The organism is Mesorhizobium sp. B3-1-9, assembly GCF_006439595.1.
Classification (GTDB): domain Bacteria; phylum Pseudomonadota; class Alphaproteobacteria; order Rhizobiales; family Rhizobiaceae; genus Mesorhizobium.
In genome coordinates this window covers 219,065-243,812 of the sequence record NZ_VFTJ01000001.1, presented here as the reverse complement: position 1 = coordinate 243,812, position 24,748 = coordinate 219,065, and the positions used below count along the sequence as shown (strand labels likewise).

Below are 24,748 nucleotides of genomic sequence, written 5' to 3'. Positions count from 1 at the left end.
AACGCGAGCCATGCGGATTGACGGCATCCCCGCCTCCCCCGGTTACGCCGAAGGTCCGCTGTTCGATCTCGACCAGCCTCCGGCCGGCTACGAAGCCAAGGTGGGCGCGGCGGAAGAGAGGGCTGCGCTGGAAGTGGCGATCGGCAAGGCCGTCGGCCGGCTGGCGGCGCTGATCGAAACCGCCGATGGCGACGCCGCCGACATCCTCGAATTCCACATCGCCATGCTGGAGGACGACGCGCTGGGCGGTCCGGCCTTCGCGTCGATCGGTTCCGGGCAAGCAGCGGACGCCGCCTGGCGCGCGGCGCTGGACGGCGAGGTCGCCGGCTACGAAGCGTCGGACCAGGACTATTTCCGCGCCCGCGCCGCGGACCTGCGCGACATTCGCGATCAGGTGCTGCGGGCGCTGAGCGAGGACAGCGAGGCCGCGGCGCCCCCGGGCGCGATCCTCTATGGCGAGGACATCGCGCCGACGCGTTTTCTCGAAACCGATTGGAGCAAAGGCGGCGGCATTGCGCTCAAGCGCGGCAGCACCGCCAGCCATGTCGCCATGCTGGCACGCTCACGCGGCGTGCCGATGGTCGTCGGTCTCGACATCCCGGCTGGACCGCTCACCGGTGCGGCGCTGCTCGATGCCGAGCGCGGCGGGATCGTTTTCTCGCCGTCGCCGGCCGAGATCGAAGCCTTCCGGCAATCCGCCTCCGCCTTCGCCGACCGGCAGGGCGCGGCGCGGACATTCCTGACGGAGCCGGCGGTGACCAAGGCCGGCACCACCGTGCGTGTCCAGGTCAACATCGCTTACCCGTCCGACGTCGACGGCATCGATATCGCAAGCTGCGACGGCGTCGGCCTGATGCGGACCGAATTCCTGTTCGGAAAGACATTGCCGGACGAGGAGATGCAATACCGTGCCTACCGCAAGGTGCTGGACTGGGCCGGCGACAAGCCGGTGACCATCCGCACCGTCGATGCCGGCGGCGACAAGCCGATACCGGGTTTCACGGTCGAGGAAACCAATCCGTTTCTCGGCCTGCGCGGCATAAGGCTGTCGCTGGCGCGGCGCGATGTCTTCCGCGTGCAGATACGGGCATTGCTGCGCGCCGCCATCCACGGCAATCTGAAGGTGATGTTCCCGATGATCGCCACGCCTGACGAGTACAGCCAAGCCGCCGCGCTATTCGCCGGGGAGCAAGCCGCGCTTGCCGCGCAGGGCGTGGCGCACAAGCTTCCGCCGCTCGGCATCATGGTCGAGGTGCCGTCGGTGGCGCTGGCGCCGGAGGCCTTCGCCGATGTCGCCTTCTTCTCGATCGGCTCCAACGATCTGACGCAATATGTGATGGCGGCCGCGCGGGACAACGCAGCCGTGGCGCATCTCAACTCCGTCCGTCACCCGGCGGTGCTGCGGCTGATCGCTGCGGTCACCGCCTTCGGGCGGGAAAGAGGTATCCCGGTCAGCCTGTGCGGCGACGCGGGCGGCGATCCGGCAGCCATCCCAACGCTGCTCGAGGCCGGCCTGCGCGACCTGTCGGTCGCTCCCGCGCAACTCGCCATGGCCAAGGCGGCCATCGCGGACGTGCCGGTGTAGGCGCGGCATGGCCAGGACCGAGAAGATACCGGAAACAGGCTCGGAAGAGGCGATCCGCGCCTACAAGACGATCCTGTCGCAGGTCATCGACCAGCGACCTTCGGGCATGCGCCAGCGCCTTGCCGATGCGCTCGGCAAGCACCGCAGCTTCGTCACGCAGATTTCCAGCCCGGCCTATTCGATCCCGATCCCGTCAAAGCATCTGCCGTCCATCTTTTCCGTCTGCCACTTCAGCCAGGCCGAGCGCGACCAGTTCATGGCCGCCTATCACCAGGCGCATCCCGGCAAGGTGCCCGCGGCTTCCGGTCCGCGCAAGACACGTCATGTCTCGCTCATCGTGCCGGATTTCGGCGACGACAGGCAGAACGCCGCGCTCGACCGGGCGATCAACGAATTCATCCAGAAAATTACCAGCATCGCCGGCAAGAGCAGCGGCTGAGCAAAAGCAATTCCAGGAAAAGTGTGTGGCGGTTTTCCGTTCGGAATTGCGTAAACTAAAGACCGCCGGGAGGACTGCCATGAAGAAATTCATCAATTCGGTGGACACGGTCCTGACCGAGAGCCTCGATGGCTTTGCGGCGGCCCATGCCGACATCCTCGTGCTCGGCGAGGAGCACAAATTCATCCGCCGCAGGGAACTGAAGCCAGGCAAGGTGGCGTTGATCTCGGGCGGTGGCTCCGGCCACGAGCCGCTGCATGGCGGCTTTGTCGGCCATGGCATGCTCGACGCCGCCTGCCCCGGCCAGGTCTTCACCTCACCGACGCCCGACCAGATGCTCGCGGCCGTTGAGGCCGTCGACACCGGCGCCGGCTGCCTGTTCATCGTCAAGAACTACGAAGGCGACGTGATGAATTTCGACATGGCGGCCGAGATGGCGGACGGCGTGCTGCAGGTGGTGACCAATGACGACGTCGCGGTCGAGAACTCGTCCTACACGACCGGGCGGCGCGGCGTCGCCGGCACGCTGGTGGTGGAAAAGATCGTCGGCGCGGCGGCCGAGCAAGGCATGCCGCTGCCCGCGCTCAAGGCGCTGGGCGACCGCGTCAACGCCGCGACGCGCTCGATGGGCGTGGCGCTGACCAGCGGCACGGTGCCCGCTGCCGGCAAGCCGACCTTCGAGATCGGCGACGGCGAGATGGAATTCGGCGTCGGCATCCACGGTGAGCCAGGCCGGCGGCGCGACGCCTTGAAGAGCGCCGATGCCATCGCCGAAGAGGTCTGTGCCGCGATTGCCGGCGACCTCGGCGATCGCGCCAAGGGGCCGGCGCTGCTGTTCGTCAACGGCTTCGGCGGCACGCCGTCGATGGAGCTATATGTGATGTACAACAGCGCCCGCAGAATGTTCGAGAAACAGGGCGTGACGGTTGTCCGCTCGCTGGTCGGGTCCTATGTGACGTCGCTCGACATGGCGGGATGCTCGATCACGCTGACCATGCTTGATGACGAAACGTCAGCACTTTGGGACGCGCCGGTTCACACGGCGACGCTGCGCTGGGGGATGTAAGCGGTTTCAGCCGAGCTGAAGCTGCGGATTGATGGCCTAGACCACCTTTGACGGGCCAGCGACGACAGCGGACAGCTTGCCCACCTTGCGCAGCACCGGTGCTTGATATTGCTTCTTGGTCATTTTCGTGCCCTCCGACTCCAGCTTGTGAGAATGCGGCAAAGTTATTCGCACTGTCAATTCATGCGCGGGGTTTGCCCTCGCGCTGCTGGCATCCCTGATGCTTTTCTGCAACCATGTTCGCCATATCTGTCTTCCATGGACGAATCTCGACCAGATCGATGCTGCCTTCTCTTGCGCCTGCCGATGAGAAACTGCTGCTGACCTTCGCCGACCCCGAGGCACCGGCCGCGGGCAATGGCCTTGCGGCCAAAACCCTGCTGGCGCTGCTCGCCAATGCGGAGTTCCACGGCGTGCTACCGATCATGCTGCGCAAACTGAGGGAAATCGGCGACGCTCAACTGCCGCAGGACACAGCCTTGCAGCGGAAATTGTCGGAGTTGCGCGATGAAGCGACGATGGCGACCGGTCAGTCGATGTTGTTGCAGTACCATGGCGACCGCATCATGAAGGCATTGGCGGCGAAAGGCGTGCCGGCCCGGATCGTCAAGGGACCGGTTTTCGCACGCAAGCTTTATCGCCAGGTTGCGGACCGTCCCTTCACCGACATCGACATTCTCGTCGACCCCGCCAGCATCGAGGAAGCCAACAAGACCATCGGCGAATGCGGCTTCGAGCTCGGCAGCGACGAGGCCGAGTCGCATGAATTGCAGGAGTTCAAATGGCTGGAGAAAGAGAACTCCAGCCTGCTGATCGAGTTGCATGGCGATCTGGTGCACGACACCGGTATGCGCCGGCGCCTGTCGCTCGGGTTTCGGGAATTGCAGGCGATCGACGACGGCGAAACCGACACGCCGGCCGCGCTGCTCACCATCGCCATCGTCCATGCCGCCGGCGGCCACAAATTCCACCGGCTGCAGCTCTGCGTCGACGTGCTGCAAGGCGTGCGGGGGCTGAAATCGCCGGAGGAGGAAACGCGGCTGCTCGAGGCCGCCCGCATGACCGGCATCGAGCTCGAGCTGGCCACGGTCCTCAACGTCACCGGACGCCTGTTCGGCGCGCCACGCGCGATCGAGCTTGCCAACCGCATCAAGCCTGACCTCTCGATACGGCTGGCGAAATGGCTCATCACCGGCAACATGCTGCTTCGGGTCAATTCCCGCGAAAAGCTGCGCTCGCGCCTCAGCCGCGATGCCTTCCGCTGGGTGCAGAGGCTGGCGCGGCCGCGACCATATCCAGCCTGAGCCTGGGATGGAGAAACCGCTCTCGGCCGTGTTCGTCACCGAGGTTTCTCCCGTCACCGCGCCCATGCTTGCGCGCTGGGCAAATGGCGGCCACGGCATCGCCGCCGTGGTCGTGCCGGGCCCACGTGCCGGCAAACGCTTCAGCTTCAGTGTCCTGCGCCGTCGCCTGCGGCGACGGTTTGCGTTGATATTTCATCCCAGACACGCCATGCCCCGGCTGATCGAATTCAGCCCGCCCTACGACTGGGATACGCTCGGGCGAGAGCTCGACGTGCTCGGCGCCGATCTTCTGATCTGTTTCGGATATGGCAAGCTGATCCCGCGAACCGTGCTGGAGCTGTTTCCAAACGGCGGCCTCAACCTGCATCCCGCGCTTCTGCCGCACTATCGCGGCCCGCATCCGATACACCGGCTGGTTATCGACCAGATGCATGAAGCCCATGGCGGCGTGACCTTGCACAAGATGACGTCCGGCTTCGACGAGGGCGACATCCTCGCGCATGTTGGCTTTGTAGCAGAGGACTGGCATTCGGCCGCAACGGTGAACCGGGCCCTGGCCGACGCGATGGCTGCGCTCGCGGCGGATATTGCGCCCGAGTTTTGCCGTGGCGGGCTTGCCGGATTGCCCCAGCCGGATGGGGCATATGTCTGGGCGCAGATCGAACAGGGCCCGTTGATCGTCGGCACGCAGTCGTCAAGCGACCATGTCGCCCGACTGTGCCGGATCGTCGGACCGAGTGTTCCGGTCAGTGTGCTGATCAATGGAAGACCGGTCCGGTTGGCTCAGCCGGTCCGCCGCCTGGGGCCACCCAGCGGCGAAGCGGCGAAATGCCGATGGGGGCTGGTGGAGTTCGACTGCGCCGACGCCCGCGTCGTCCATCTGGGCTACAACAAGCTGTCCAGGCTGTTGTTGCGATGGCAGTCGAAACCCCGCCAGGCCCGGCGGGAACAGCGATCCTTCCACATCCGGCGTTTCGGCGCGAAGGGCTAACTCTTTGCTGGAGCATGATCTTCTCCGAGAGCCGGTTCCCACTTTTCGGGATCATGCTCCAGGCTTTTGTTTTGTCGCAATTCCCGGACGCAAAGCCGCCCACACTTTTCCTGGAATTGCTCTAACACGCCTCAAGGGCAGCCTGGATCAACGCGGCCGCATCGGCGGGACTTGCCCCGATTTCGAGCGTAAAGGTCGGCACCGCCTTCACCAGGGCGGCGATCATCGCCATGCGCCTCTTCTGCAGCGACAGCAGGCCGGTCATGCCGGTCCGCACATTGTCCGTGGCCAAAGCCACCATGGCGTCGGTCCTGGCCATCGGCAGCAGCCGGGTCTCGGTGCCTGCCGAACGCGCAAGATGCAGGAGCGCGGCGACGGGTCTGGCGCCCACATCCTCGACGCGGATGATTTCGCCGAGGCGGTCCAGCGAAACGGACTGCTCGCCCTCGGTGTCCCATTTTTCGCCCAGGCAAGGCGCCACGAAGGGCAGCATCGCCGCCGTGTTGCGGTGGACCTTCACCCTGCGCGGCATGCCCCAGGCGGTGATGCCCTGCCCGCTTGCGTTGAGGATCATCACGTCGTCCGAGCAGAGGCCGAAGCCCCGCGACGCAAGCGCGAGCGATGTGGTCGACTTGCCTGTGCCGCTTGGCGCATGAATGAGAACCAGGCCGTCCTTTCCAGGCAAGGTGAGGCCCGCGGTGTGCAGCATATGCTGGCCGTCCGCGTCGAGCGCTGCGTCCAGCACCATCATCAGCAGGGTCCACTTGATCTTGCTGTCCGGATGAAGACGGATTTCGGCCTGGCCCCCGCCGTCGTGGATCGACACGGTCTGCTGGCCCGGGAAGACGAGATGGAAGACGCTTCCGGCGTCGATCATGCGGCAATGGCCGTCCACCGGCACTTCGCCGTCGAAAGCCAGCTTTCCTTCGGGGTTCTCGTGCAACTCAAGCGTTTCGACGATGTCGACGCGAAAGCCGGGCTGGACAGGCTCGTCCACACGCAAGGCGCCGAGCATCAGGTCGAAGCTCGGCCACAGATCGGCACGCGCGGCGGTGATGCCCAGAACCTGACCGTTGAGGTCGTAGCGGAAAGTCTGGTCGCTCAAGCGGCTGGCGCCTTCATCTTGGCCGGGTGGCGGTAGATCTCCACCATGCCGGGCTGGCTGTCGCTGACCACCGGCTTGTCGTCGAGGCAGACCCAGCAATGCGCCGACAGGCGAGGCTCGTTCATCGACTTGGCATCGACGCCGAAACGCAGCTCCGCATCAAGGCCGGCCATGCGCAGAAAGCGAAAACCGAGCAGGCCTTCCCGAAGGCACCTGCGGTCGCGCATCAGCCAGGGACGCCGCACCGTTCGCTTGACGCGGTGGACGATGTAGGTCCAGGGCAAGTCACGATAGGGCGCCGGCGACTGCAGCGGCGCCAGTTTCAACACACCTTCGAAATCGCGCCGCCCGACCAGCACCGGCATCAGCCGGGCGCTGAGCCACAAATGGACGCGGAACAGGATGCGCAGGGCAGGGCCGTCGGCCATCACGCGCCCGGGTCGGCGAGGATGCCTTCGGCCACCAGTTCGGCGGCCAATTCGGCCATGTCCTGGTCGAGCGTTGCCTTGTCGACCTCGAACTCGTCCGACAGCAGGTCGACGATCTGGTCGAGGTTGCGCGCACCGTTCACCTTGTCGAGGAAAGCCTCGGTCGTGTCGTTGCAGGTGTAAAGCTGGCCGCTGCGCGCCAAGAGCACGACGGCGCCATCGCCGACATGCTGCACGGACGCATCGTCCGCCATGCGCAGCACCGTTTCAGAGCCGATTTCCGCCATCCGCCCGCTCCCTTCGCTGAAGAGCAATTAGCGCGGCACAGCAAGGCTGTCCATCGCTGTGGGGTGGCGAAGGGGACGATAGCTCGGCAGGCCTTGCCCGTCGCGGGGCGAATATTAGCGAAGTCTTGCCTTCCTGCCCTTGGGTAAGCTATGAGTCCGCCGGGCTTTGGGGAGTGATGTGTATGCGTTACAATTGGGAACGGGCTCCGACGGCGTTCGAGCGCCATCGGAAGGCGCTTGCGGCGGCCATCCTGATCGCCGGCGGCGTCGGGCTGATGCTGGCCGCGCTACCGCTCTAAGCCGGCTGATATCGCAGACCAGGCATAAACGGCGCTCTCGCGAGAAGGCGGAAGAACCGTTTGGCCCTTGTCTGAGCGACCAGGACCAGGCGATCAGGGCAGTTGGCCCGTCACCGCCATGAAGCGGCGGTCGCGGCCTTCGAAGCCCTGGCTGAAGCGCTGGACCAGCGCGGCAATCGCCACCGGCTTGCCCTTGGGTGCGAACTCATAGATCTCCGACAGGCTGCAGGATGTCGGGCAGGTGCGCGAACCAGGCACGGCCTTGTCCTCGTGCAGCACCTTCATCGGCCTGCCGTCCTAACCCTGCAGCATCCAGCGAGAAGCCGATGGTGCGCCGCGCGGCCGTGTGCCGGCGCGCCGGCAAACACGACGCACAGGGAGCGCCACGGCAGGCAAATCTCTCATCTCCCTCTCCTTCGGCCGAAACCCGATGCTGCCGCATATTGGCCGGCAAGGCGAGAGCGGAGTGGACCAAAATGCAGGAAGACATGGCCGGTGGAACCGGCTTAGGCTATTTGCCGGTTGATGAAAGCTATTCCTGGGGAGGAAGACCATATGGCCTCACGCTACCGCGAAGTCTATGAGGGCTGGAAAAGCGACCCCATAGGGTTCTGGGCCGAGGCGGCGAAGGCGATCGACTGGTACACGCCAGCCGAAAAGGTCTTCGATCCGGCGGAAGGCGTCTATGGCCGCTGGTTCATCGGCGCCACCTGCAACACCTGCTACAACGCAATCGACCGCCATGTCGCCGGCGGACGCGCCGACCAGCTGGCGCTGATCCATGACAGCGCCATCACCGGCACGATCCGGAAATTCACCTATGCCGAATTGAAGCGCGAGGTCGTCGCGCTGGCCTCGGTGCTGAGGCATCGCGGCATCGGCAAGGGCGACCGCGTCATCATCTACATGCCGATGGTGGCGGAAGCTGCGATCGCCATGCTCGCCTGCGCGAGGCTGGGCGCCGTGCATTCGGTGGTCTTCGGCGGCTTCGCCTCGCATGAGCTCGCCACCCGTATCGACGACGCCAAGCCGAAGCTGATCATCACCGCGTCCTGCGGGCTGGAGCCGGGACGCGTGGTCGCCTACAAGCCGTTGCTCGACAAGGCGATCGAGATGTCGAAGCACAAGCCCGACGCCTGCCTCATCCTGCAGCGCGAGCAGTTGCGCTGCGAGATGAAGGACAATTACGACTTCGACTATGCGGATGCGGTTGCCCGCGAGCGGGCAGCCGGCGCCAATGTCGACTGCGTGCCGGTGCTGGCCACCGACCCGCTTTACATCATCTACACCTCCGGCACGACCGGCCAGCCGAAAGGCATCGTGCGCGACAATGGCGGCCACATGGTCGCGCTGAAATGGACCATGGACAACGAGTTCGGCGTGAAGCCCGGCGAAGTGTTCTGGGCTGCCTCCGACGTCGGCTGGGTGGTCGGTCATTCCTATATCGTCTACGGGCCGCTTCTGCATGGCTGCACAAGCGTGCTGTTCGAAGGCAAGCCGATCGGCACGCCGGACGCCGGCACCTACTGGCGGGTGATCGCAGAGCATGGCGTGGTGGCGCTGTTCACCGCGCCGACCGCCTTCCGCGCCATCAAAGGGCAGGATCCCAAGGGCGAGTTCGTGCCGAAATACGATCTGTCGAAATTCCGCACCCTGTTCCTGGCCGGCGAGCGCGCCGACCCCGAAACCATCAAATGGGCCGAGCAGAAGCTCGACCGTCCGGTGATCGACCATTGGTGGCAGACCGAGACCGGCTCGCCGATGACGATCAACCCGGCGGGGCTCGGGCTGTTGCCGGTGAAATACGGCTCGCCCGGCGTGCCGATGCCGGGCTACGACATCCGCATCCTCGACGATGCCGGCCACGAAGTGCCGCGCGGCACGCTCGGCAATGTCGTGGTCAAGCTGCCATTGCCCGCCGGCTGCCTGCCGACGCTGTGGAACGCCGACGCCCGCTTCCGCCAGGCCTATCTCGAAGAGTTCCCCGGCTACTACAAGACGGCCGACGCCGGCATGATGGACGAGGACGGCTATCTCTATGTCATGGCCCGCACCGACGACATCATCAACGTCGCCGGCCACCGGCTCTCGACGGGCGCCATGGAGGAGGTGCTGGCGGCCCATCCCGATGTCGCCGAATGCGCGGTCATCGGCATTGCCGATGCCATGAAGGGCCAGGTGCCGCTCGGCTTCGTCGTTCTCAATGCCGGCGTGTCGCGCGATACCGGCGCGATCGAAAGCGAGGTGGTGGGGCTGGTGCGCGAGCGGATCGGCCCGGTTGCCGCCTTCAAGACGGTGGTGACGATCAAGCGGCTGCCCAAGACCCGCTCCGGCAAGATCCTGCGCGGCACGATGCAGAAGATTGCCGACAAGGAGGAATGGACAATGCCGGCGACCATCGACGATCCCGCCATTCTCGACGAGATCACGGCGGCGCTGAAGGGCCGCGGCATCGGGGTGTAGTCGCCAAGCAGACGGCCGCGTTAAGGAAGAATTCACGAATTTGTCCCGCACCGCAATCGCTTGTTGTGCAGCGCAGCAATAGACTTTAAAGTTTGCGAGGGGGGCCATACCGAAGGCACGGCATGGCTCAGCACAAGACGACATTCGGCGGTGTCGACATCCTGCGTTTCCTGGCTGCCGTCATGGTGATGTTCTATCATTATGGCTTCTGGGTCTGGGCCTTCCCCGACGGCGTTTCAGCGCGCGCCACCGGCGGCATCCCGCCGCATCCCGAAATGGCCTTCGCCGGTTCCGGCTGGGTCGGCGTGCAGGTTTTCTTCGTCATCAGCGGTTTCGTCATCGCCTTCAGCGCTGAGAATTCCACGCCGCTGAAATTCTTCGAGGCGCGCTTCCGGCGGCTGCTGCCGGCGGTCTGGATCTGCGCGCCGATCTCCGCCATCGTCCTGCTCGCTGTCGGCCTCTCCTGGCCGACGGACGCCGTGATCCGCCTCGTCCGCACCGGGCTGTTCGTGCCCTTCGAACCCTGGGTGGACAGCGTCTACTGGACGCTCGGTATCGAGATTGCGTTCTATGCCATCGTCTGGGTCCTGCTGCGGTTCGGCCGATTCGACCTGATGGAGATAGTGGCCATCGTCATCGGCCTCGCGAGCACATTGTTCTGGTGCGCCTATTTCGCCTTCGGCTGGACCGATCTCGCCGAGACGCGCTGGCTGCAGCTGGCCTTGGTGCATCACGGCGCGTTCTTCGCCGTCGGCGTGCTCCTGTGGCTGATGCGCTTCAAGGCGGTAAGCCTGCTGCGGCTTGCGTTCGCGGCGCTGTTCCTGTTCGGGGGCGCATTGCAGATCGCGAGCTCGGTCGACGTGCACAGCGTCAAGGTGGAAGCCGCGATGCCTTACACGGTGCCGATCGTCGTCTTCCTCGCGGCGGTGGCGCTGATGGCGTGGTCGCTGCGCCTAGACCTGTCCTGGCGCGGTTGGCGGCGGATCGGACTGATGACCTATCCGCTCTATCTCATCCACGATGTCGTCGGTGCTGCGATGCTCGGCGCCCTGATGCGCGCCGGCGTGCCCTATCTGGCCGCTATTCCCGTTGTCGCCGCTGCCATGATCGCGGTGAGCTGGCTGATCGCGGCCGAGGCCGAGCCGCGGATCCGGCTGCTCTTGGACTACACGCTGTTCCGCTATCGGTTGAAGGCCGCCTGACGACGCGACTGCCGATCGCGCGCCGGTGTGGAATTGTTTGCATTCGGCATGATATCGAGGCGCAGATCAGTGCAAATAGCCGAGCCTCAATCCGTGAATCTTTTCCAACGATCGAGACGCCCTCGACCCGCGCCACGCGAGCGCCTCGTCATGGACATGCGCGACACGGTCGTCTACGCGATCGGCGACGTGCATGGCTGCCACGACGAACTGCGCGCGCTGGAGCAAAAGATCCAGATCGACGCGCAGCGCTTCCGCGGCCGCAAGATCATCATCATGCTGGGCGACTATATCGACCGCGGGCCACATTCGCGGCGCGTGATCGACCATCTGATGGCGCCGCCGCCGAAGGGCTTCCATCGCATCTGCCTCGTGGGAAATCATGAAGTCGCGCTGCTCCTCTATCTGGACGGTCATCTCTCGCGTGAGACCTGGCTCGGCTATGGCGGGCGCGAGACGTTGTTCTCCTACGGCGTCGATCCGGACCGCCTGGCAAGCCTCTACAGTTCCAGCGAACGGACGGACGCGCATATACGCGAGGCCATTCCCGCCGGCCATGTCGACTTCCTGCGCACGCTGCCCATAATGGTCTGCTCCGACGAATTCGTCTTCGTCCATGCCGGTATCCGGCCCGGCATCGCGCTCGAGGCGCAGGACGAGGGCGACCTCCTCAACATCCGCGAGGAGTTCTTCGAGGCTGCGCACCGTCTCGACCGCTGGGTGGTGCACGGACACACGGTCGTGGAGATTCCGACGCTCGACGGGCGCCGGCTCGACATCGACACCGGCGCCTTCCAAACCGGGCGGCTGACCGCGCTCAGGATCGTCGGCAAATACGGCCGGCTGCTGTCTTCAAGAGATTGAAGACGGCGCGTCACGCAGCCTGTTTGGCGCGCGATTCCGACTTGTCCAGATAATAGGTCGAATAGCGGTCGAAGAACCTTTCCGAGCCACCGAGCGAGCCGTATTTGGCCAGCTTCTTCAAATCGACCTTGTTGAGCACCGCGCCGATCACCTTATTGGCCATATAGGGCTCGGATTCCAGCATCGAGCGCACCATGTTGCGCGGCGTGCGGCCCCATTCGGTGACCAGCACGAAGCCGTCGACCAGCGGCGCGAAAGCCTTGGCGTCGACGACGGGGCCGAGCGGCGGCAGGTCGACGATGATGTATTCGAACGTCTCCTTGGCGTTGTCGATGAAGCGCCGCATGCCGGCCGAGCCAAGAAGCTCGCTGGTGTGAGAGAACTGGCCGCGCAGCACGGCGGGAATGATCGCGAGCTTGGTCTGGCGGTCGACCTTGCCGACCGACTGCCAGGTCTGGCCGTTGACCACCGCTTCCATCAGGCCCTGCTCGGCCTCCATGCCGAGGCTGCGGCTCAAGCCAGGATTGCGCAAGTCGCCGTCGATGAGCAGGGTCTTGGCGCCGTTGGCGGCGAGCAGGCCGGCAAGGTTTGCGGCGACCGTCGACTTGCCTTCGCCGGGCAGCACCGAAATGACGCCGATCACCCGGCTGCCGCGGTCTTCCATCACCACGTCGAAGGCGATCTTGGCGTTGCGCAGCGTCTCGGCGAACATCGAGGCCGGGGCGTCGATGCTGACGCGCATGCGCGCCCGTCTCTCAGCCGCGGAAAGGCTGGCCACCTTGCCGTCGGCCGGCAGGTCGTCGGCTTTGCTATCCTTGGCCTTGCCGCCGCCGATCGTCGGCAGATAACCGAGGAATTTCAGGCCGACGCGGTCGCGAATGTCCTCGCCCGTCCTGAAGAAACGCTCGTTGAACTCGTTGAGGCCGCCGAAGCCGGCGCCAAGCATCAGGCCGAGCACCAGCGAGAGCGCCAGCACACGCAAGGTGCGCGGGCTGGAAGCCGCGAGCGGCATCGTCGCGTCGGAAATGATGCGGACCTTGCCGACCGGGAAGGACTGCTGCTGCGAAGCTTCCTCATAGCGGCTGAGGAAGGTCTGATAGAGCGTGGTCAGCGCCTGGGCCTGCTGGTCGAGCTCCTTCAGCTTCACCTGCGACTGGTTGTCGATCGAGCTCTTGCCGGCGGCGGTGGAAATCTTGTCGCGCAAAGCCGTCTCGCGCGCCTGCGCCACCTCGAAATCGTTGCGGTAGCTTTCGGTGAGCTGCTTCAGCTGGCCGAAGATCTGCGCCGAGACATCGGCCTTTTCCTTGGCCAACGCGATCGCCTGCGGGTGATCCTTGCCGAAATTCGTCTCGACGTCCTGCAGGCGCTTGGCGACGGCCAGATAGCGGGTCTTGAGCGCGATGATGACCGAGCTGCTCGGCTGGTCGGCGCCGATGGCCGAATCGTTGAAGGCGCTTTCGGAGCCGCTGTCGACGATCGCCTTGTATTGCTGGTAGCGGGCGCTGGCTCTGGCGGTATCGGCCTGGGCGACGATGAGCTGTGCGTTGAGATCGGCGAGCTGCTTGTCGCTCAAGAGCTGGCCGTCGCTGTTGGCGGACAATCCATGTTCGGCCCTGAACTTCTCGACGGCCATCGCCGCCTGCTGAGAGCTTTCGCGCAACTCCGTGAGCCGGCCCTGCAGCCACAAGGCCGCGCGCTCGGTGGCGTCGAAGCTGGCATTGAGCTGGTCGGCCAGATAGGCGTCGGCATAGGCCTTGGTGATGGCCGTGGCCAAGGCAGGATCGGGCGCCTGGTAGCCGATGGAAATGACGTAGCTGCGGCCGTTGCGCTGCGCCAGCACCTCGCTCTGCAGCTTCAGCACGGCATAATCGTGGCGTGCCGTCTTGATCATGGCCTGGCGCGTCGCTTCGTCGACATTCTGCATGCCGGGGATGTCATCGGCCGAACTGCCGCGGAAATAGCCGACCGCGCCGCGCAAGAAACCGATGCCCTTGGCCAGAGCCGATTGCGGCGGGTTCATGAACGCTTCGTTCTGGTCGAGCTTCAGCTTGTCGACCACCACCGATGCAAGGCGCGCGGACGTCAGGATCTCGATCTGGCTGAGCAGCGAAGCGTCGGTCTGCATGGTTTGCGACGCCGCCGAGATATCGTCGACGACCTTGTTCAGGCCCTCGTCGATCAGGACGCTCGCCACCGACATATATTGCTTGGGTGTGGTCTGCAGATAGATCACGCCCAGGAACAGGCCGATGATGGCGCAGACCGCCACCACCTTGACCTGTCGGGCGGCCATGCCAAGCAGACGCTCGATGTCGATGAAGTCTTCACCCTTTTCCGGATCGGTGCTGGGCAACGGCATCCTCTTGTCGAGAGGGAAGTTGGCATAGTTCATCTTCGGTCCAATTCCAGGTTGCAGGCGCTATCGGCCTTGGTAGATCGGCGTCGTGACCAGAAAAGACCGCGCAACGTCGTTGCCAGGATGCGCCGGGCCGGAAGGCCCTGGCGCTTGAGTGGCTGTCGCGCCATCGCGGGTTCGTATATGCACCCGAAAGATGGGCATTATGCGGCTACTTCCCGGCGCTCATGCGACCGGACGAATTGCTGCAACATCTCGAGGACAGGCCCCTTCATGTCGTCGCGCGCCAGGGCGAAGGCGATGGTGGCCTCGATGAAGCCCTCCTTGGAGCCGCAATCGAACATGCGGCCATCGAAAGGCCGCGCGTAGAAAGGCTGGCTTTGGGCCAGCCGCACCATGGCGTCGGTGAGCTGGATCTCGTTGCCGGCGCCGCGCTGCTGGTTGCCGAGCAGCGCAAATATCTCCGGCTGCAGAACGTAGCGACCATTGATGTAGAAATTCGACGGCGCATTGGCCGGCGCGGGTTTTTCGACCATCGCCGTCACTTCGAAGCCGGATGCCACGTCGGCGCCGCGGCCGACAATGCCGTATTTTCCGGTTTCGGAGGGATCGCAGCGCTCGACAGCGATCACATTGCCGCCGGTCCGCTGATAAAGATCGACCGTCTCGGCAAGGCAACCGCGCGCACCAAAGGACACCATGTCGGGGAGCAGCAGCGCGAAGGGCTCATTGCCGATCACGTCGCGCGCGCACCAGACGGCGTGGCCGAGACCTTGCGGCGACTGCTGGCGGATGAAGGAGGTGGCGCCGGCCTCCGGCAACAGGCTTTCCAGCGATTGCAACTGCGCCTTTTTGCCGGTCTGCTCCAGCGTGCCGATCAGTTCAGGATGCAGGTCGAAATAGTCCTCGATGACCGCCTTGTTACGGCCGGTGACGAAGACGATGTGCTCGATGCCGGCCTCGAACGCCTCGTCGACGGCATATTGCACGACAGGCTTGTCGACGACGGGCAGCATCTCCTTCGGCATCGACTTGGTCGCCGGCAGGAACCGCGTTCCGAGCCCCGCCACCGGGATGACTGCCTTCCTGACTTTCTGCATCTGCTCTTCCTTCTGAGAGAAAAGATTTCTACCTATCGCCGGCTATCAAATCGCCCGCATGCTTCATCTCCCCACCCCCACGGCGAACTTGCGCCGCAACCCTTCTGAGCCGGACCGCGATCGGCATCGACATATGCCCGATCGCGGCCGGATCCCTGAGCGCCGCGCCGATCGCCTTGAGCGGGGCGCGTGCCTTGATATGCTGAACCAGGGACAGGAACGACGCCGCCTTGCGCAGGCTGCGGCCACGCCTGGCGAAGGCCGCCTTTGCGCTGCTGTCCATGGGATATGCCGCCGCGAAGGCGGCGTCGGCGCGCGTCATCGCCTCGACGTGATGCAATTCGAGCACGCGCGAGATCGAGCCGGAGCGGATGTGGTAGACATAGCCGACTGTCGGCTCAACCACGCAGCGGCCGCCGCTGGCCAGCGCGCTCGCCAGGAGGATGTAGTCCTCGCCGATGCGCAGCTTCTCGTCGTAGCGCAGCCTGTTGTCGTCGAGGAAGCGGCGCTGGAAGATCGGCTTCAGATAGCCGAGATTGAAACGCGATTCGAAGACCAGATTGCCGGCGATGTAGTCGGCCAGCGAGATTTCGCGCAGGCCTTCGAGATAGCCGGCCGGGAACATGATGTCGTCGGGCGTGCCGTCCTCGCGCACGACCTGCACATTGTCGACCGCAATTTGCGCACCCGCCGCTTCGGCGCGCGAGATCATCGTGGCCAGGCGGTCGGGAAGGACCGCGTCATCGGAATCGAGCACTGCCACCCAGCGGCCGCGCGCCAGGTCGAGGCCGGCATTGCGGGCGCCGCCAGGACCACGATTGGCGGGCAGCGCCACCACCTTGACGATATCTTGCGGATAAGCGCGCGCCACATCCAGCGTGCCGTCGCGCGACTGGTCGTCGACGACGATGACCTCGACGGTCACGCCAAGTTGCGCGATCGCGCCGGCGATGGCGCGGTCGAGAGTGGCCTCCGCGTTATAGGCGGCGATGACGAAGCTGACGTCAGGCTGCACGCTTGTTTCCTTGTTCTGGCGAAGTGAGGCCGTACTGGCGGATTTCGCGGACGCCGACCAAACCGCTGATGACGCCAACGTGCATAATGCCGCGCAGCACGCTGCGGTTCCGTCGAACCGGGCTGATCGCGGTCAAAATGGCCATGCCGAAGCAATAGGCGGCCTTGGCCGAAGCCAGCCCGACCTGGCCGGCGCAGCGCACGCCGCCGGCGCCGCGACCGATCAGGTGGCCATGCGTCTGGCCGAAGCGGAAGCGGCGGCGGCGCAGCCAGTCGAACGCGGCCCTGGCGCGCGGCACAACCTCGTCGACGAAAGCCTCGGGTGCAAAGGCGATGCGGCCGCCGGCCTTGACCATGGCATCGAAGAACTCGGTATCCTCGCCGCCGGTCTGGCCGCGCGCCAGGCTGAAGCGCCGGCCGCGCAGGCTCGCATCGGTCATTTTGAGCAGAACGTTGCAGGTGTAGCCGGTGCGGATCTCGCCGCGCACCCAAACCGGCAAGGTGGAATGGAAGTCGCCCTTCTGCATCCAGTCCGGCGCGTCCTGGCGATAATGCGCCCGCACCGGTCCGAGCACCGCCGTGGCGCCCGTGGCGTCGGCCGCCGCCATCAATTCGACCAGCCAGCCGGGAGACGCCGTCTCGTCGTCGTCGATAAAAGCGGCGAAATCCGAAACGCTGGCGTCGAGGCAGGCGTTGCGGGCGATCGAGATGTTGCGCGCCGGCGCGTGGCGGTAGCGGACCGGCAGCTTCAGTTCCTCGGCCAATGCCTTCACCAGCTTCTGCGCGCTGGGCTCGTCGTCATTGTCGGCAATGACGATGCCGATCACCGCGCCCTCGGGCTTCTCCAGCGCGGCGACGGAGCGCAGCGTGTCGGCCAGCTCCGGCCGGCGGAAGGTGCAGATGCAGATGTCGATCGAGCGGCTGGCCATCACGCCACCTCGCGCTGGGAGCGCGACGCCAGAAGCTGCTGCCAGAAGCCGACGGACCAGCCGAAATGCATGACCATCGCCGAGACCCCGGCCAGCGCGATGCTGGCGTTGCGCTGGCGTAGCGCCGTCACCAGCCCGTAACCGAGGCACACGGCCATCCACAAAAGGAAAGGCACCGCCGCGGTCCAGTGGACGAAGGAAAACAGGGCGAGCAGCACCACGGGCGCCACCAGCAGCGGGATCATCTGACGAACCTTCGGCACCATGCGATGCTTCAGGACGTTCCTGGCGCGGCCGCGGCCATAGCCGAGATACTGGAAATAGAGGCTCTTCAGCGTCGAGCGCGGATAGTAGACCATCTGCGTCCTGCCGCTCATCCAGATGCGGTAGCCGGCCTGGCGCAGGCGGTAGTCGAGCTCGGCGTCCTCGTTGTGGCTGAAGCTCTCGTCGTAGCCGCCCACATGCCTGAAAGCGGCGATGCGCATCAGCGCGTGGTGGCCGTGATCGACCCATTCGCCCTCGGACATGTGCCGGTGCTTCGAGCCACCGGTGCCGAGCTTGGAATTCTGCGCCGCCGCGACCGCCTTCTGCACGGCGCCGGTGCCGGCGGTCAGCATCGAAACGACGACCGAATCGGCGCCGGTGGCAAGGGCTTCCTCGACCAGCCGCTCGCAGTAATCGTCCGGATAGCCGCCATGCGCGTCGATGCGGATGAGGTAGTCGGCGCCTTCGCCAAGGGTCGCCACCGCGAGATTGATGGCGGCGCTCTGGAGACGCTTCGGATTGGCGAGCAGGACGACCCGGGCATCCTTCGCCACGATCTTTTCGACGATGGCTTGCGTGCCGTCGGTGCTGCCGCCGTCGGCGACGACGATGCGGCCGCCGAGCCGCGCCGCAGCGGGCCGCAACTGGTCGAGCAGGCCGCCGATATGGGCTGCCTCGTTGAGGCATGGAATGACGATCAGGATCGATGTGGTGGCCTGCGTCATCGGGTCTTGCGAGTCCCCCGCCATCACGCCGCCGCCTCCGTCGTCGCAAAATTTGAAGGCATTGCGGCAAGGCCGCGCAGCTTGTCGACGAAGGCCGCGCAATCGCTGCGGTCGTAGCTCCAGGTTCTGGGGTTGCGCGCCAACACGCGCGACTTCAGGCCGCGATATCGATCCTGATCCATCCGGCTCAGCATCGCCTCGATGCCCTCGGGCGTCGCTTCGGGCAGGAGCACGCCGATGTCTTGCCGTTTCAGGAACCTGCCGGTTTCGGTGTCCGCCATCGAGATCGGCACCGCGCCGAAGCGGCAGCCCTCATAGAGGCGGTTGGGAAGCAGCCATTCGGAATTCTGGCCGGCTTCGAAGAAATCGATCGCCCAGGAGAAATGCACCTGCCCATAGATTGCGGCCATGTCCTCCGGATTGCGGTAAGGCCCCTCGAACGAAAGCCAGGGCTCGGCCTCGACGAAACCGTGAAAATCCGGGAATTCGGACAGCGCCGGGCGGCCTCTCAGCACGACCTCGAAACGGCCCGCCTGGCGGCGGGTGAAATCGGCCAGCAGCTCCAGCGAGCGGCGACAGCGCAGCGCGCCGAACCAGCCGATGCGCCAAGGCGGCGTCGCCGGGCTGTCATCCTCGAAAGAATGCGCGGCGACAACGGATGCCACCTCGAAATATTTGTTCTCGATCAGCTCGACAGGCGCGCCGATCTGCCCGAACGGCTCGAAATAATTGGCGATGAAGGCCGGCGAGCTCGTCACCAGAAGCTTCACGTCGCGGGCGAGATGACGTTCGGCGCCACGCAGCGTTCTGCCGACGAAATCGTCGCGCAGCACAAGACGGTGGATATCGAGGCATTCATAGACGATCGGCACACTCGCTCCGAGCGCGCCATTGGCACGGCGGGCCAGCGCCAGCATTTCGAGGTTGCGCGCGATGATGAGATCGGGCCTGGACACGGCGCCCAATTTCGCGCCGATCGACACGGCTGCCTTGGCGACCGCGCCGATGCGCTGCGCGAATCGGCCGTCGCGCGTCGCGCCAAGGTCGACAGGCTCGACACCCTCGATCTCGGCGACCGGGCCGGTGGTGCGGCGGAAGCCCGCCAAGGTGACCCTGGCGCCGCCTGCCTTGAGCATCTGAATCCTCCGGCGCACCGCCGGGTCGGATACGTCATGCACAAGGTACAAGACATGCAGCATGTAACTCGACCGCTGTTGGCCCACCCATCGGGGATGCTAGTACAGCTTTTGCTGCATCGCAACAATTTTGGTGCGGCGTAGCAAGCGCCCGCAGATTTTTTGTTGCACTGCAAAAACATCTTGCGGTAGCTTATGCATGGCGGCGGGCGCCGGTCGCGACGATGTCGGACCGATGCAAGATCAGGGATCCTGAATTTGGAAACCAGTGCATTCGATCCGCCTGAGGGCTCTCTGCGCAAATCGGTCGGACGCGGCGCGGTCGTCACCGCGATCGCGCAAGGCGTGCGGGTGGCGACGCAGATCATTTCCGTCATCGTGCTGTCGCGCTTGTTGTCGCCGCAGGATTTCGGCGTCGTGGCGATGTGCGCGCCGGTGCTTGCCTTCATCGCGCTGTTCCAGGATTTCGGCCTGACCCAGGCGACGATCCAGAAGAGCGGTATCCGTCACGATGAGGTCAACTACCTGTTCTGGATCAACGTGGCGGTGAGCGCGCTGCTGGCCTGCGTGCTTGCGGCCTCGGCGCCGCTGGTCGCCGCCTTCTATGGCGAGCCGCGCGTGACAGGCCTCGTTGCCGCCTTCGGCCTGCAGATCATAGCCTATGGCCTGGGAGCCCAGCATGTGGCGCTGTTGACGCGCCGCATGGAGTTCACGCGGCTGGCCATCATCGACATCGCCAGCGCCATCGTCGGTGTCGTCGTCTCGATCGCCTGGACCTTCATCGATCGCTCCTATTGGGCGCTGTTCGCCGGCACGCTGGCGAGCGCGGTGCTGCCGACCTTGTGCTACTGGTATTTTTCGCGCTGGCGTCCCGGCCTGCCGCGCAAGGTCGAAGGCATCGGCGCGCTGATCAATTTCGGCGCCGGCATCACCGGCTTCAACTTCGCCAATTTCTTCGCCCGCAACCTCGACAATGTGCTGATCGGCAAATACTGGGGCGAGGCACAGCTCGGCCTTTACGACCGCGCCTACAAGCTCTTGCTCTTCCCGCTCAGCCAGATCACCAACCCGCTGTCGAAGGTGATGGTGCCGGCATTGTCGCGATTGAAGGACGAGCCGGACCGCTACCGCAGCGCCTATCTGCGTGTCATGCCGCTTATCCTTCTGGTCGCGCTACCGGGTGTCGCCTTCGCCACCGCCATGTCGGACACGCTCATTCCCTTCGTGCTCGGCGAGCAGTGGCGGGGGAGCGCGCCGATCTTCTTGGCGCTAGGCTTTGCCGGATTGCTGCAGCCGCTCAACAACCCCGCGGGATGGCTGTTCGTAAGCCAGGGCCGCTCAGGCGACTTCATGCGCTGGGGTATCGTCACCGCCGTGACCTCGGTGCTGGCCTTCGCCATCGGCCTGCCCTACGGGGCGCTGGGCGTCGCGGTCGCCTACGCAATCAGCGAATATATGCGCACGCCCTTCCTGTGGCTTTATGTCGGCAGGCACGGACCGCTGAAGGCCAGCCATGTGCTTCACGCGGCATTGCCTTTCGTGCTTGGCGCGCATCTGGCGTTTGGCCTGGTCTGGCTCGCCAAACCGATGCTGCAGGCGCCGCCCGTCGTTGCGCTGGCCGCCGGCGCGGCGCTCTCCTATCTTGCCACCATTGTCGTCGCACTTGCCTTCAGCGCCGGCCGCGAAGCGCTTCGCGAGGCCTTGCGGCTGATCCCGGCACGAGGGGTCCTCGCAGCCCCGAGCGGGGCCAAATGAGCCCGGCCTGCTCGCGAAATGCTGACTTCAGGACAGGGATAACCGCATGAACTACCGATCGATTTCAGACATGAACGACGCGATCGTACGCAACCTGCACCGGCTGCCGCGCGACATCGACCTGGTTGTCGGCGTGCCGAGGAGCGGCATCCTCGCCGGCACCATGGTCAGCCTGATCGCGAACATCCCGATGACCGATCTCGACAGCTTCCTGGCCGGCAGGATCTATACTTCCGGGATCACGAAACGCTGGGCGGGCCTCGACCGGCAGGCTTCCGAGATGCGCAAGATCCTGGTGATCGACGACAGCATCATCGGCGGCACCGCCATGCGCGATGCGCGCGAAAAGGTCGCGGCCAGCGGCATCGAGGGCGATTTCATCTTCGCCGCCGTGTTCGGCCTGTCGCTGCAGCACGAGGAAACCGACATGGTCTTCGAGGCCGTGCCGCATCCCAGGATGTTCCAGTGGAATTTCATGCACCATGTCTTCCTCGAGCAATGTTGCGTCGACATTGACGGCGTGCTTTGCCTCGATCCGACCGAGGAAGAAAACGACGACGGCCCGGCCTATGAGAAATTCCTGGCCGAGGCGCGGCCGCTGCTCGGGCCGACCCGCAAGATCGGCTGGCTGGTGACGAGCCGGCTGGAAAAATACCGCAAGCTGACCGAGGCATGGCTCGCCAGCCGCGACATCAAATACGATCATCTCATCATGCTCGATCTGCCCAACAAGGCAGAGCGGCAGCGGCTCGGCGCGCATGGCAGCTTCAAGGCCGAGTTCTACCGCAAGTCGGACGCCATCCTGTTCATCGAGAGCGAGCACGAGCAGGCGCAGAGGATCGCCAAGCTCTCCGGCAAGCCGGTGCTGTGCGTCGAAGCCAACATGGTGAGCCTGCCCGATCCGCTGTCGCTGCCGGCGCTGCAGCAGGCGGCGCGCAACCTGCCGGCGCGGCTGAGACAAATCAATTCACTCGACGGGCGAAAGCAGGCCGTGAAGGCGACGGCGCGCGCGCTGCTCGGCGAGCGCGGCTACCAGGCGCTGAAGAACCGGGTGAAGCGCCCGGCATAAGAAATTAGGCGGCGCGGCGGACGCCCTGCCGGGCCGCCCTTTCGAGAAGATCGAGAAACACAACCAATTGCCGCGCGGGGTCGAGCTCCGGGCGTTTGGAGAAGGCGATAGCCGCGGCCGAAAGCCGTTCGTATTCCGGGCGGTCGTTCCACAGGCGCCGGACCGCCGCGGCCCAGTCAGCGACCGGAGCATCGTAGTCGAGCAACACGCCGCCGGGCCCGATGGCTTCGGGCAGGCCGCCACGCTTCGATCCGACGACCGGGATGCCGCTGCAATGCGCCTCGGATGCGACGCGGCCCCAGGCTTCCTCCCATTTGCTCGGGGCAAGCAGGATCCTGGTGCGGCCATAGACCGTCTTCATGTCGTTGGTGCGGTTTTCGAGCTTGATGTTCGAAAACGGCGCAATGGTTTTCTCGACGCGGGCGCGGTGGTCGTCGTCCAGCTTCCAGCTTTCCACGAACAGGAAGGGAATCTCCGGACAGGCGGCCGCAATCTTGACCGCCAGATCGAAACCCTTTTCCTCATAGGGATTGATCATGGTGACGAATTCGCCAGTCGTGTGCGTGCAGTAGAGCGCGTCGTTGATGGTCGGCGGAAGAACGATGGACTCGATGCCGAATTTTTCCTTGTAGGTGCGCGCCGTGAACTCCGAATTGGCGATGTATATAGCCGAACCGAGTTCGCGCGGATCGCCGGCGAGTTCGTGAAACTCGACATTGTGGAGATAGACGACCAGCGGCACTCCCTCCGCCAGAAGCGCCTTTCCGAGCAGGACCGACTTGTGGCACTGCACGACGGCGACATCGGGTCTGGTTTTCCCGACGGCGAAGCCGGCCGCCTCCCAAGGGTACCAGGCGCGCATCACCGGATAGCCGGGGAAATTGTCGACAACCGCGGGCTGCCGCAACAGCTTCATCTTGGCGCGCGCCTTGAGGCCGAACATGCCGTCGCCGAACAGCGAGGCGAGGACCGATGCCTGGTGGCCGTGCTCGATCAGCTGTTCGACCAGATGGTGGGTGTTGGATTGCACGCCGCCGGTGAACTCGGGAATGTATCCGTTGCCGCTCGCAAAAAGCACTTTCATCATTCGACTCCTAATCCGGCCCGGCGGATGAGCATGCGGGCCGATCAGCTTGCGCTGCGCGCCAATGGAAGCTTCGAAGTCATTGCCTGACACAGGCGGCTGACCGAGGCGGAAAGCGACAGCGTCGAGTACTCCCGCAACAACTTCGATGCCGGGATCACCTTTCCCGCCTTCAAGTCCTGCGCCAGGTAGTGAGGAAACGAATGCATGTATTCCCTGACGATGTCGGCCCTCAGCGCTCCCGACTTCCATGCCTTCACCGCCGAGACGAATTCGTCGGCGGGGGCGGATGCCAGGCCCGTATCGTAGGCTTCGAATGTACGCCGCACGATGGCGCGTTCCTTGTCGCTGAGCGAGGTCTTTCCGGCTCGTTCGGCAAGCAGGGCGTAGCGGCGGATGTCTTCGGCCGCGTGGTGCCATAGACCCTTCCTGGCCATGATGCTCGAACGCTGCAGCAATGCCTGCATCTCGAGATCGGCCGTCTTCGGCAAGGCCTGCTCCGAGCGGTCGAGATACTCATGCAGATCGACCGACTTGTAGACTTCTTCCATGATCACCCGGTCGTACGAGCCCCAGGCCTTGATCCGGTCGGTATAGGAAATCACCACCTTGGTGCTGCCGCGGACCATGTCGTGCTGGCGCTGGAAGAACATGAGGCCGTCGACCCTGACGCCCTTGAACCGGCGCCCAAGCCTCAGCATCATCTCGTAGTCCTGCGACCGGACAAGGGTTTCATTGAAGCCTCCAACCTCGTCGTAGCATTTGCGGCGCACCAGCAGACCCGGCTGGTGGACGTGGCAATATTCGAGGTGGGACGGAAAGAAATTGTCCTGGCTGACGTGGCCGAACGCGACGATCTCGTAATTCTGCTCTTGGATCTGAGCCGACTGCTGGAAACGCGCATATTCACCGAAAGCGAAATCGGCGGCCGGCTCCCGCTCGAAGGCGGCGAGAAACCGCTCGAGCGCCGTCGGGTGCGCGACGTCGTCGTCGTCGAATATCCAGACGAAATCTCCCGTGCAGTGCTTCAGGGCGAAATTCAGCGCCGTCGATTTGCCGCCATTCTCCTTGCGGTAATATTCCACCGGCGCGGGGAAAGAGGCCGCCACCGCGCTGGTGTTATCCGTCGAGCCGTCGTCCACGATCAGGATCTGATCCGGCGCCACGGTCTGCTGGAGCAGGCTGGCGATGGATTCGGGCAGGAACTTTTCCCGGTTGAAGGTAGGAACGATGACGGTGACCGTCGGTTTCCGCGGTGCAGCCATTGGTGACCTCATACTGTC

General features: G+C 64.7%; 22 protein-coding genes. 10 read left to right on the top strand and 12 right to left on the bottom strand.

All coding sequences use genetic code 11. The features are described from left to right. The first annotated feature begins 10 nt into the window (after positions 1–10). From ptsP to FJW07_RS01090, 5 genes are all read left to right on the top strand, one after another. A complete protein-coding gene (gene ptsP, locus FJW07_RS01110) occupies positions 11–1,585 on the top strand; it encodes a phosphoenolpyruvate--protein phosphotransferase (RefSeq protein WP_140853899.1) in 1,575 nt (524 codons plus the stop codon). Between the two features lie 7 nt (positions 1,586–1,592). Continuing rightward, positions 1,593–2,024 carry a hypothetical protein gene (locus FJW07_RS01105; RefSeq protein ID WP_140782524.1) on the top strand — a complete coding sequence of 144 codons (432 nt, stop codon included), beginning with the start codon at positions 1,593–1,595 and terminating at the stop codon, positions 2,022–2,024. Between the two features lie 79 nt (positions 2,025–2,103). Beyond that, positions 2,104–3,090 carry a dihydroxyacetone kinase subunit DhaK gene (gene dhaK, locus FJW07_RS01100; protein ID WP_140782523.1) on the top strand — a complete coding sequence of 329 codons (987 nt, stop codon included), beginning with the start codon at positions 2,104–2,106 and terminating at the stop codon, positions 3,088–3,090. A gap of 281 nt (positions 3,091–3,371) precedes the next feature. Then, on the top strand, positions 3,372–4,394 hold the full coding sequence (locus FJW07_RS01095; RefSeq protein ID WP_140853897.1) for a nucleotidyltransferase family protein: 1,023 nt from the start codon (positions 3,372–3,374) through the stop codon (positions 4,392–4,394). Between the two features lie 7 nt (positions 4,395–4,401). Next, entirely contained in the window at positions 4,402–5,385 is a 984-nt protein-coding gene (locus tag FJW07_RS01090) for a formyltransferase family protein (protein ID WP_181175214.1), read from the top strand. A 121-nt stretch (positions 5,386–5,506) separates the two neighbouring features. Here FJW07_RS01090 and FJW07_RS01085 read toward each other — a convergent pair whose 3' ends face one another. The 4 genes from FJW07_RS01085 to FJW07_RS31935 all read right to left on the bottom strand — a co-directional run bounded on the left by FJW07_RS01085 (position 5,507) and on the right by FJW07_RS31935 (position 7,789). Beyond that, complete coding sequence (locus FJW07_RS01085; protein WP_140853895.1) at positions 5,507–6,490, bottom strand: serine kinase; 984 nt, start codon at positions 6,488–6,490, stop codon at positions 5,507–5,509. Continuing rightward, positions 6,487–6,918: a lasso peptide biosynthesis B2 protein gene (locus FJW07_RS01080; protein ID WP_140853893.1), complete on the bottom strand. Its 432-nt coding sequence runs from the start codon at positions 6,916–6,918 to the stop codon at positions 6,487–6,489. Before FJW07_RS01080 ends, FJW07_RS01085 begins: the two co-directional genes overlap by 4 nt. Continuing rightward, entirely contained in the window at positions 6,918–7,205 is a 288-nt protein-coding gene (locus FJW07_RS01075; RefSeq protein WP_140644822.1) for a PqqD family protein, read from the bottom strand. The genes FJW07_RS01080 and FJW07_RS01075 overlap by 1 nt, the downstream gene beginning before the upstream one ends. Before the next feature lie 392 nt (positions 7,206–7,597). Next, a complete protein-coding gene (locus FJW07_RS31935; RefSeq protein WP_246680622.1) occupies positions 7,598–7,789 on the bottom strand; it encodes a DUF2259 domain-containing protein in 192 nt (63 codons plus the stop codon). Positions 7,790–8,059: 270 nt separating this feature from the next. Here FJW07_RS31935 and FJW07_RS01065 point away from each other — a divergent pair, with 270 nt between their 5' ends. The 3 genes from FJW07_RS01065 to FJW07_RS01055 all read left to right on the top strand — a co-directional run bounded on the left by FJW07_RS01065 (position 8,060) and on the right by FJW07_RS01055 (position 12,033). After that, positions 8,060–9,967 carry a propionyl-CoA synthetase gene (locus tag FJW07_RS01065; RefSeq protein ID WP_140853891.1) on the top strand — a complete coding sequence of 636 codons (1,908 nt, stop codon included), beginning with the start codon at positions 8,060–8,062 and terminating at the stop codon, positions 9,965–9,967. A 122-nt stretch (positions 9,968–10,089) separates the two neighbouring features. After that, positions 10,090–11,169, top strand: coding sequence for an acyltransferase (locus tag FJW07_RS01060; protein WP_140853889.1), 1,080 nt, complete (start codon positions 10,090–10,092; stop codon positions 11,167–11,169). A 150-nt stretch (positions 11,170–11,319) separates the two neighbouring features. Continuing rightward, positions 11,320–12,033: a metallophosphoesterase gene (locus FJW07_RS01055; RefSeq protein WP_246680621.1), complete on the top strand. Its 714-nt coding sequence runs from the start codon at positions 11,320–11,322 to the stop codon at positions 12,031–12,033. Between the two features lie 10 nt (positions 12,034–12,043). On the opposite strand, the gene FJW07_RS01050 is transcribed toward FJW07_RS01055, so the two are convergent. From FJW07_RS01050 to FJW07_RS01025, 6 genes are all read right to left on the bottom strand, one after another. Continuing rightward, on the bottom strand, positions 12,044–14,425 hold the full coding sequence (locus tag FJW07_RS01050) for a polysaccharide biosynthesis tyrosine autokinase (RefSeq protein WP_140644818.1): 2,382 nt from the start codon (positions 14,423–14,425) through the stop codon (positions 12,044–12,046). 167 nt (positions 14,426–14,592) lie between these two features. Then, the gene (galU, locus tag FJW07_RS01045; protein ID WP_140650430.1) at positions 14,593–15,489 is read right to left on the bottom strand and encodes a UTP--glucose-1-phosphate uridylyltransferase GalU; all 897 of its coding nucleotides are present in this window, start codon (positions 15,487–15,489) and stop codon (positions 14,593–14,595) included. 28 nt (positions 15,490–15,517) lie between these two features. Then, positions 15,518–16,504: a glycosyltransferase family 2 protein gene (locus FJW07_RS01040; RefSeq protein ID WP_140650432.1), complete on the bottom strand. Its 987-nt coding sequence runs from the start codon at positions 16,502–16,504 to the stop codon at positions 15,518–15,520. Next, the gene (locus FJW07_RS01035) at positions 16,494–17,432 is read right to left on the bottom strand and encodes a glycosyltransferase (RefSeq protein WP_140853885.1); all 939 of its coding nucleotides are present in this window, start codon (positions 17,430–17,432) and stop codon (positions 16,494–16,496) included. The genes FJW07_RS01040 and FJW07_RS01035 overlap by 11 nt, the downstream gene beginning before the upstream one ends. After that, complete coding sequence (locus tag FJW07_RS01030) at positions 17,432–18,421, bottom strand: glycosyltransferase family 2 protein (RefSeq protein WP_140853883.1); 990 nt, start codon at positions 18,419–18,421, stop codon at positions 17,432–17,434. Before FJW07_RS01030 ends, FJW07_RS01035 begins: the two co-directional genes overlap by 1 nt. A 23-nt stretch (positions 18,422–18,444) precedes the next feature. Then, on the bottom strand, positions 18,445–19,620 hold the full coding sequence (locus FJW07_RS01025; RefSeq protein ID WP_140853881.1) for a glycosyltransferase: 1,176 nt from the start codon (positions 19,618–19,620) through the stop codon (positions 18,445–18,447). 195 nt (positions 19,621–19,815) lie between these two features. Here FJW07_RS01025 and FJW07_RS01020 point away from each other — a divergent pair, with 195 nt between their 5' ends. Next, a complete protein-coding gene (locus FJW07_RS01020) occupies positions 19,816–21,312 on the top strand; it encodes a lipopolysaccharide biosynthesis protein (protein ID WP_140853879.1) in 1,497 nt (498 codons plus the stop codon). A 46-nt stretch (positions 21,313–21,358) separates the two neighbouring features. After that, positions 21,359–22,381 carry a phosphoribosyltransferase gene (locus FJW07_RS01015; protein ID WP_140853877.1) on the top strand — a complete coding sequence of 341 codons (1,023 nt, stop codon included), beginning with the start codon at positions 21,359–21,361 and terminating at the stop codon, positions 22,379–22,381. 4 nt (positions 22,382–22,385) lie between these two features. Here the strand turns inward: FJW07_RS01015 and FJW07_RS01010 are convergent, their stop codons facing one another. Beyond that, positions 22,386–23,465 carry a glycosyltransferase gene (locus FJW07_RS01010; protein WP_140853875.1) on the bottom strand — a complete coding sequence of 360 codons (1,080 nt, stop codon included), beginning with the start codon at positions 23,463–23,465 and terminating at the stop codon, positions 22,386–22,388. A gap of 44 nt (positions 23,466–23,509) precedes the next feature. Continuing rightward, positions 23,510–24,730, bottom strand: a complete 1,221-nt coding sequence (locus FJW07_RS01005; protein WP_181182528.1) for a glycosyltransferase family A protein — start codon at positions 24,728–24,730, stop codon at positions 23,510–23,512. Positions 24,731–24,748: the final 18 nt, after the last annotated feature.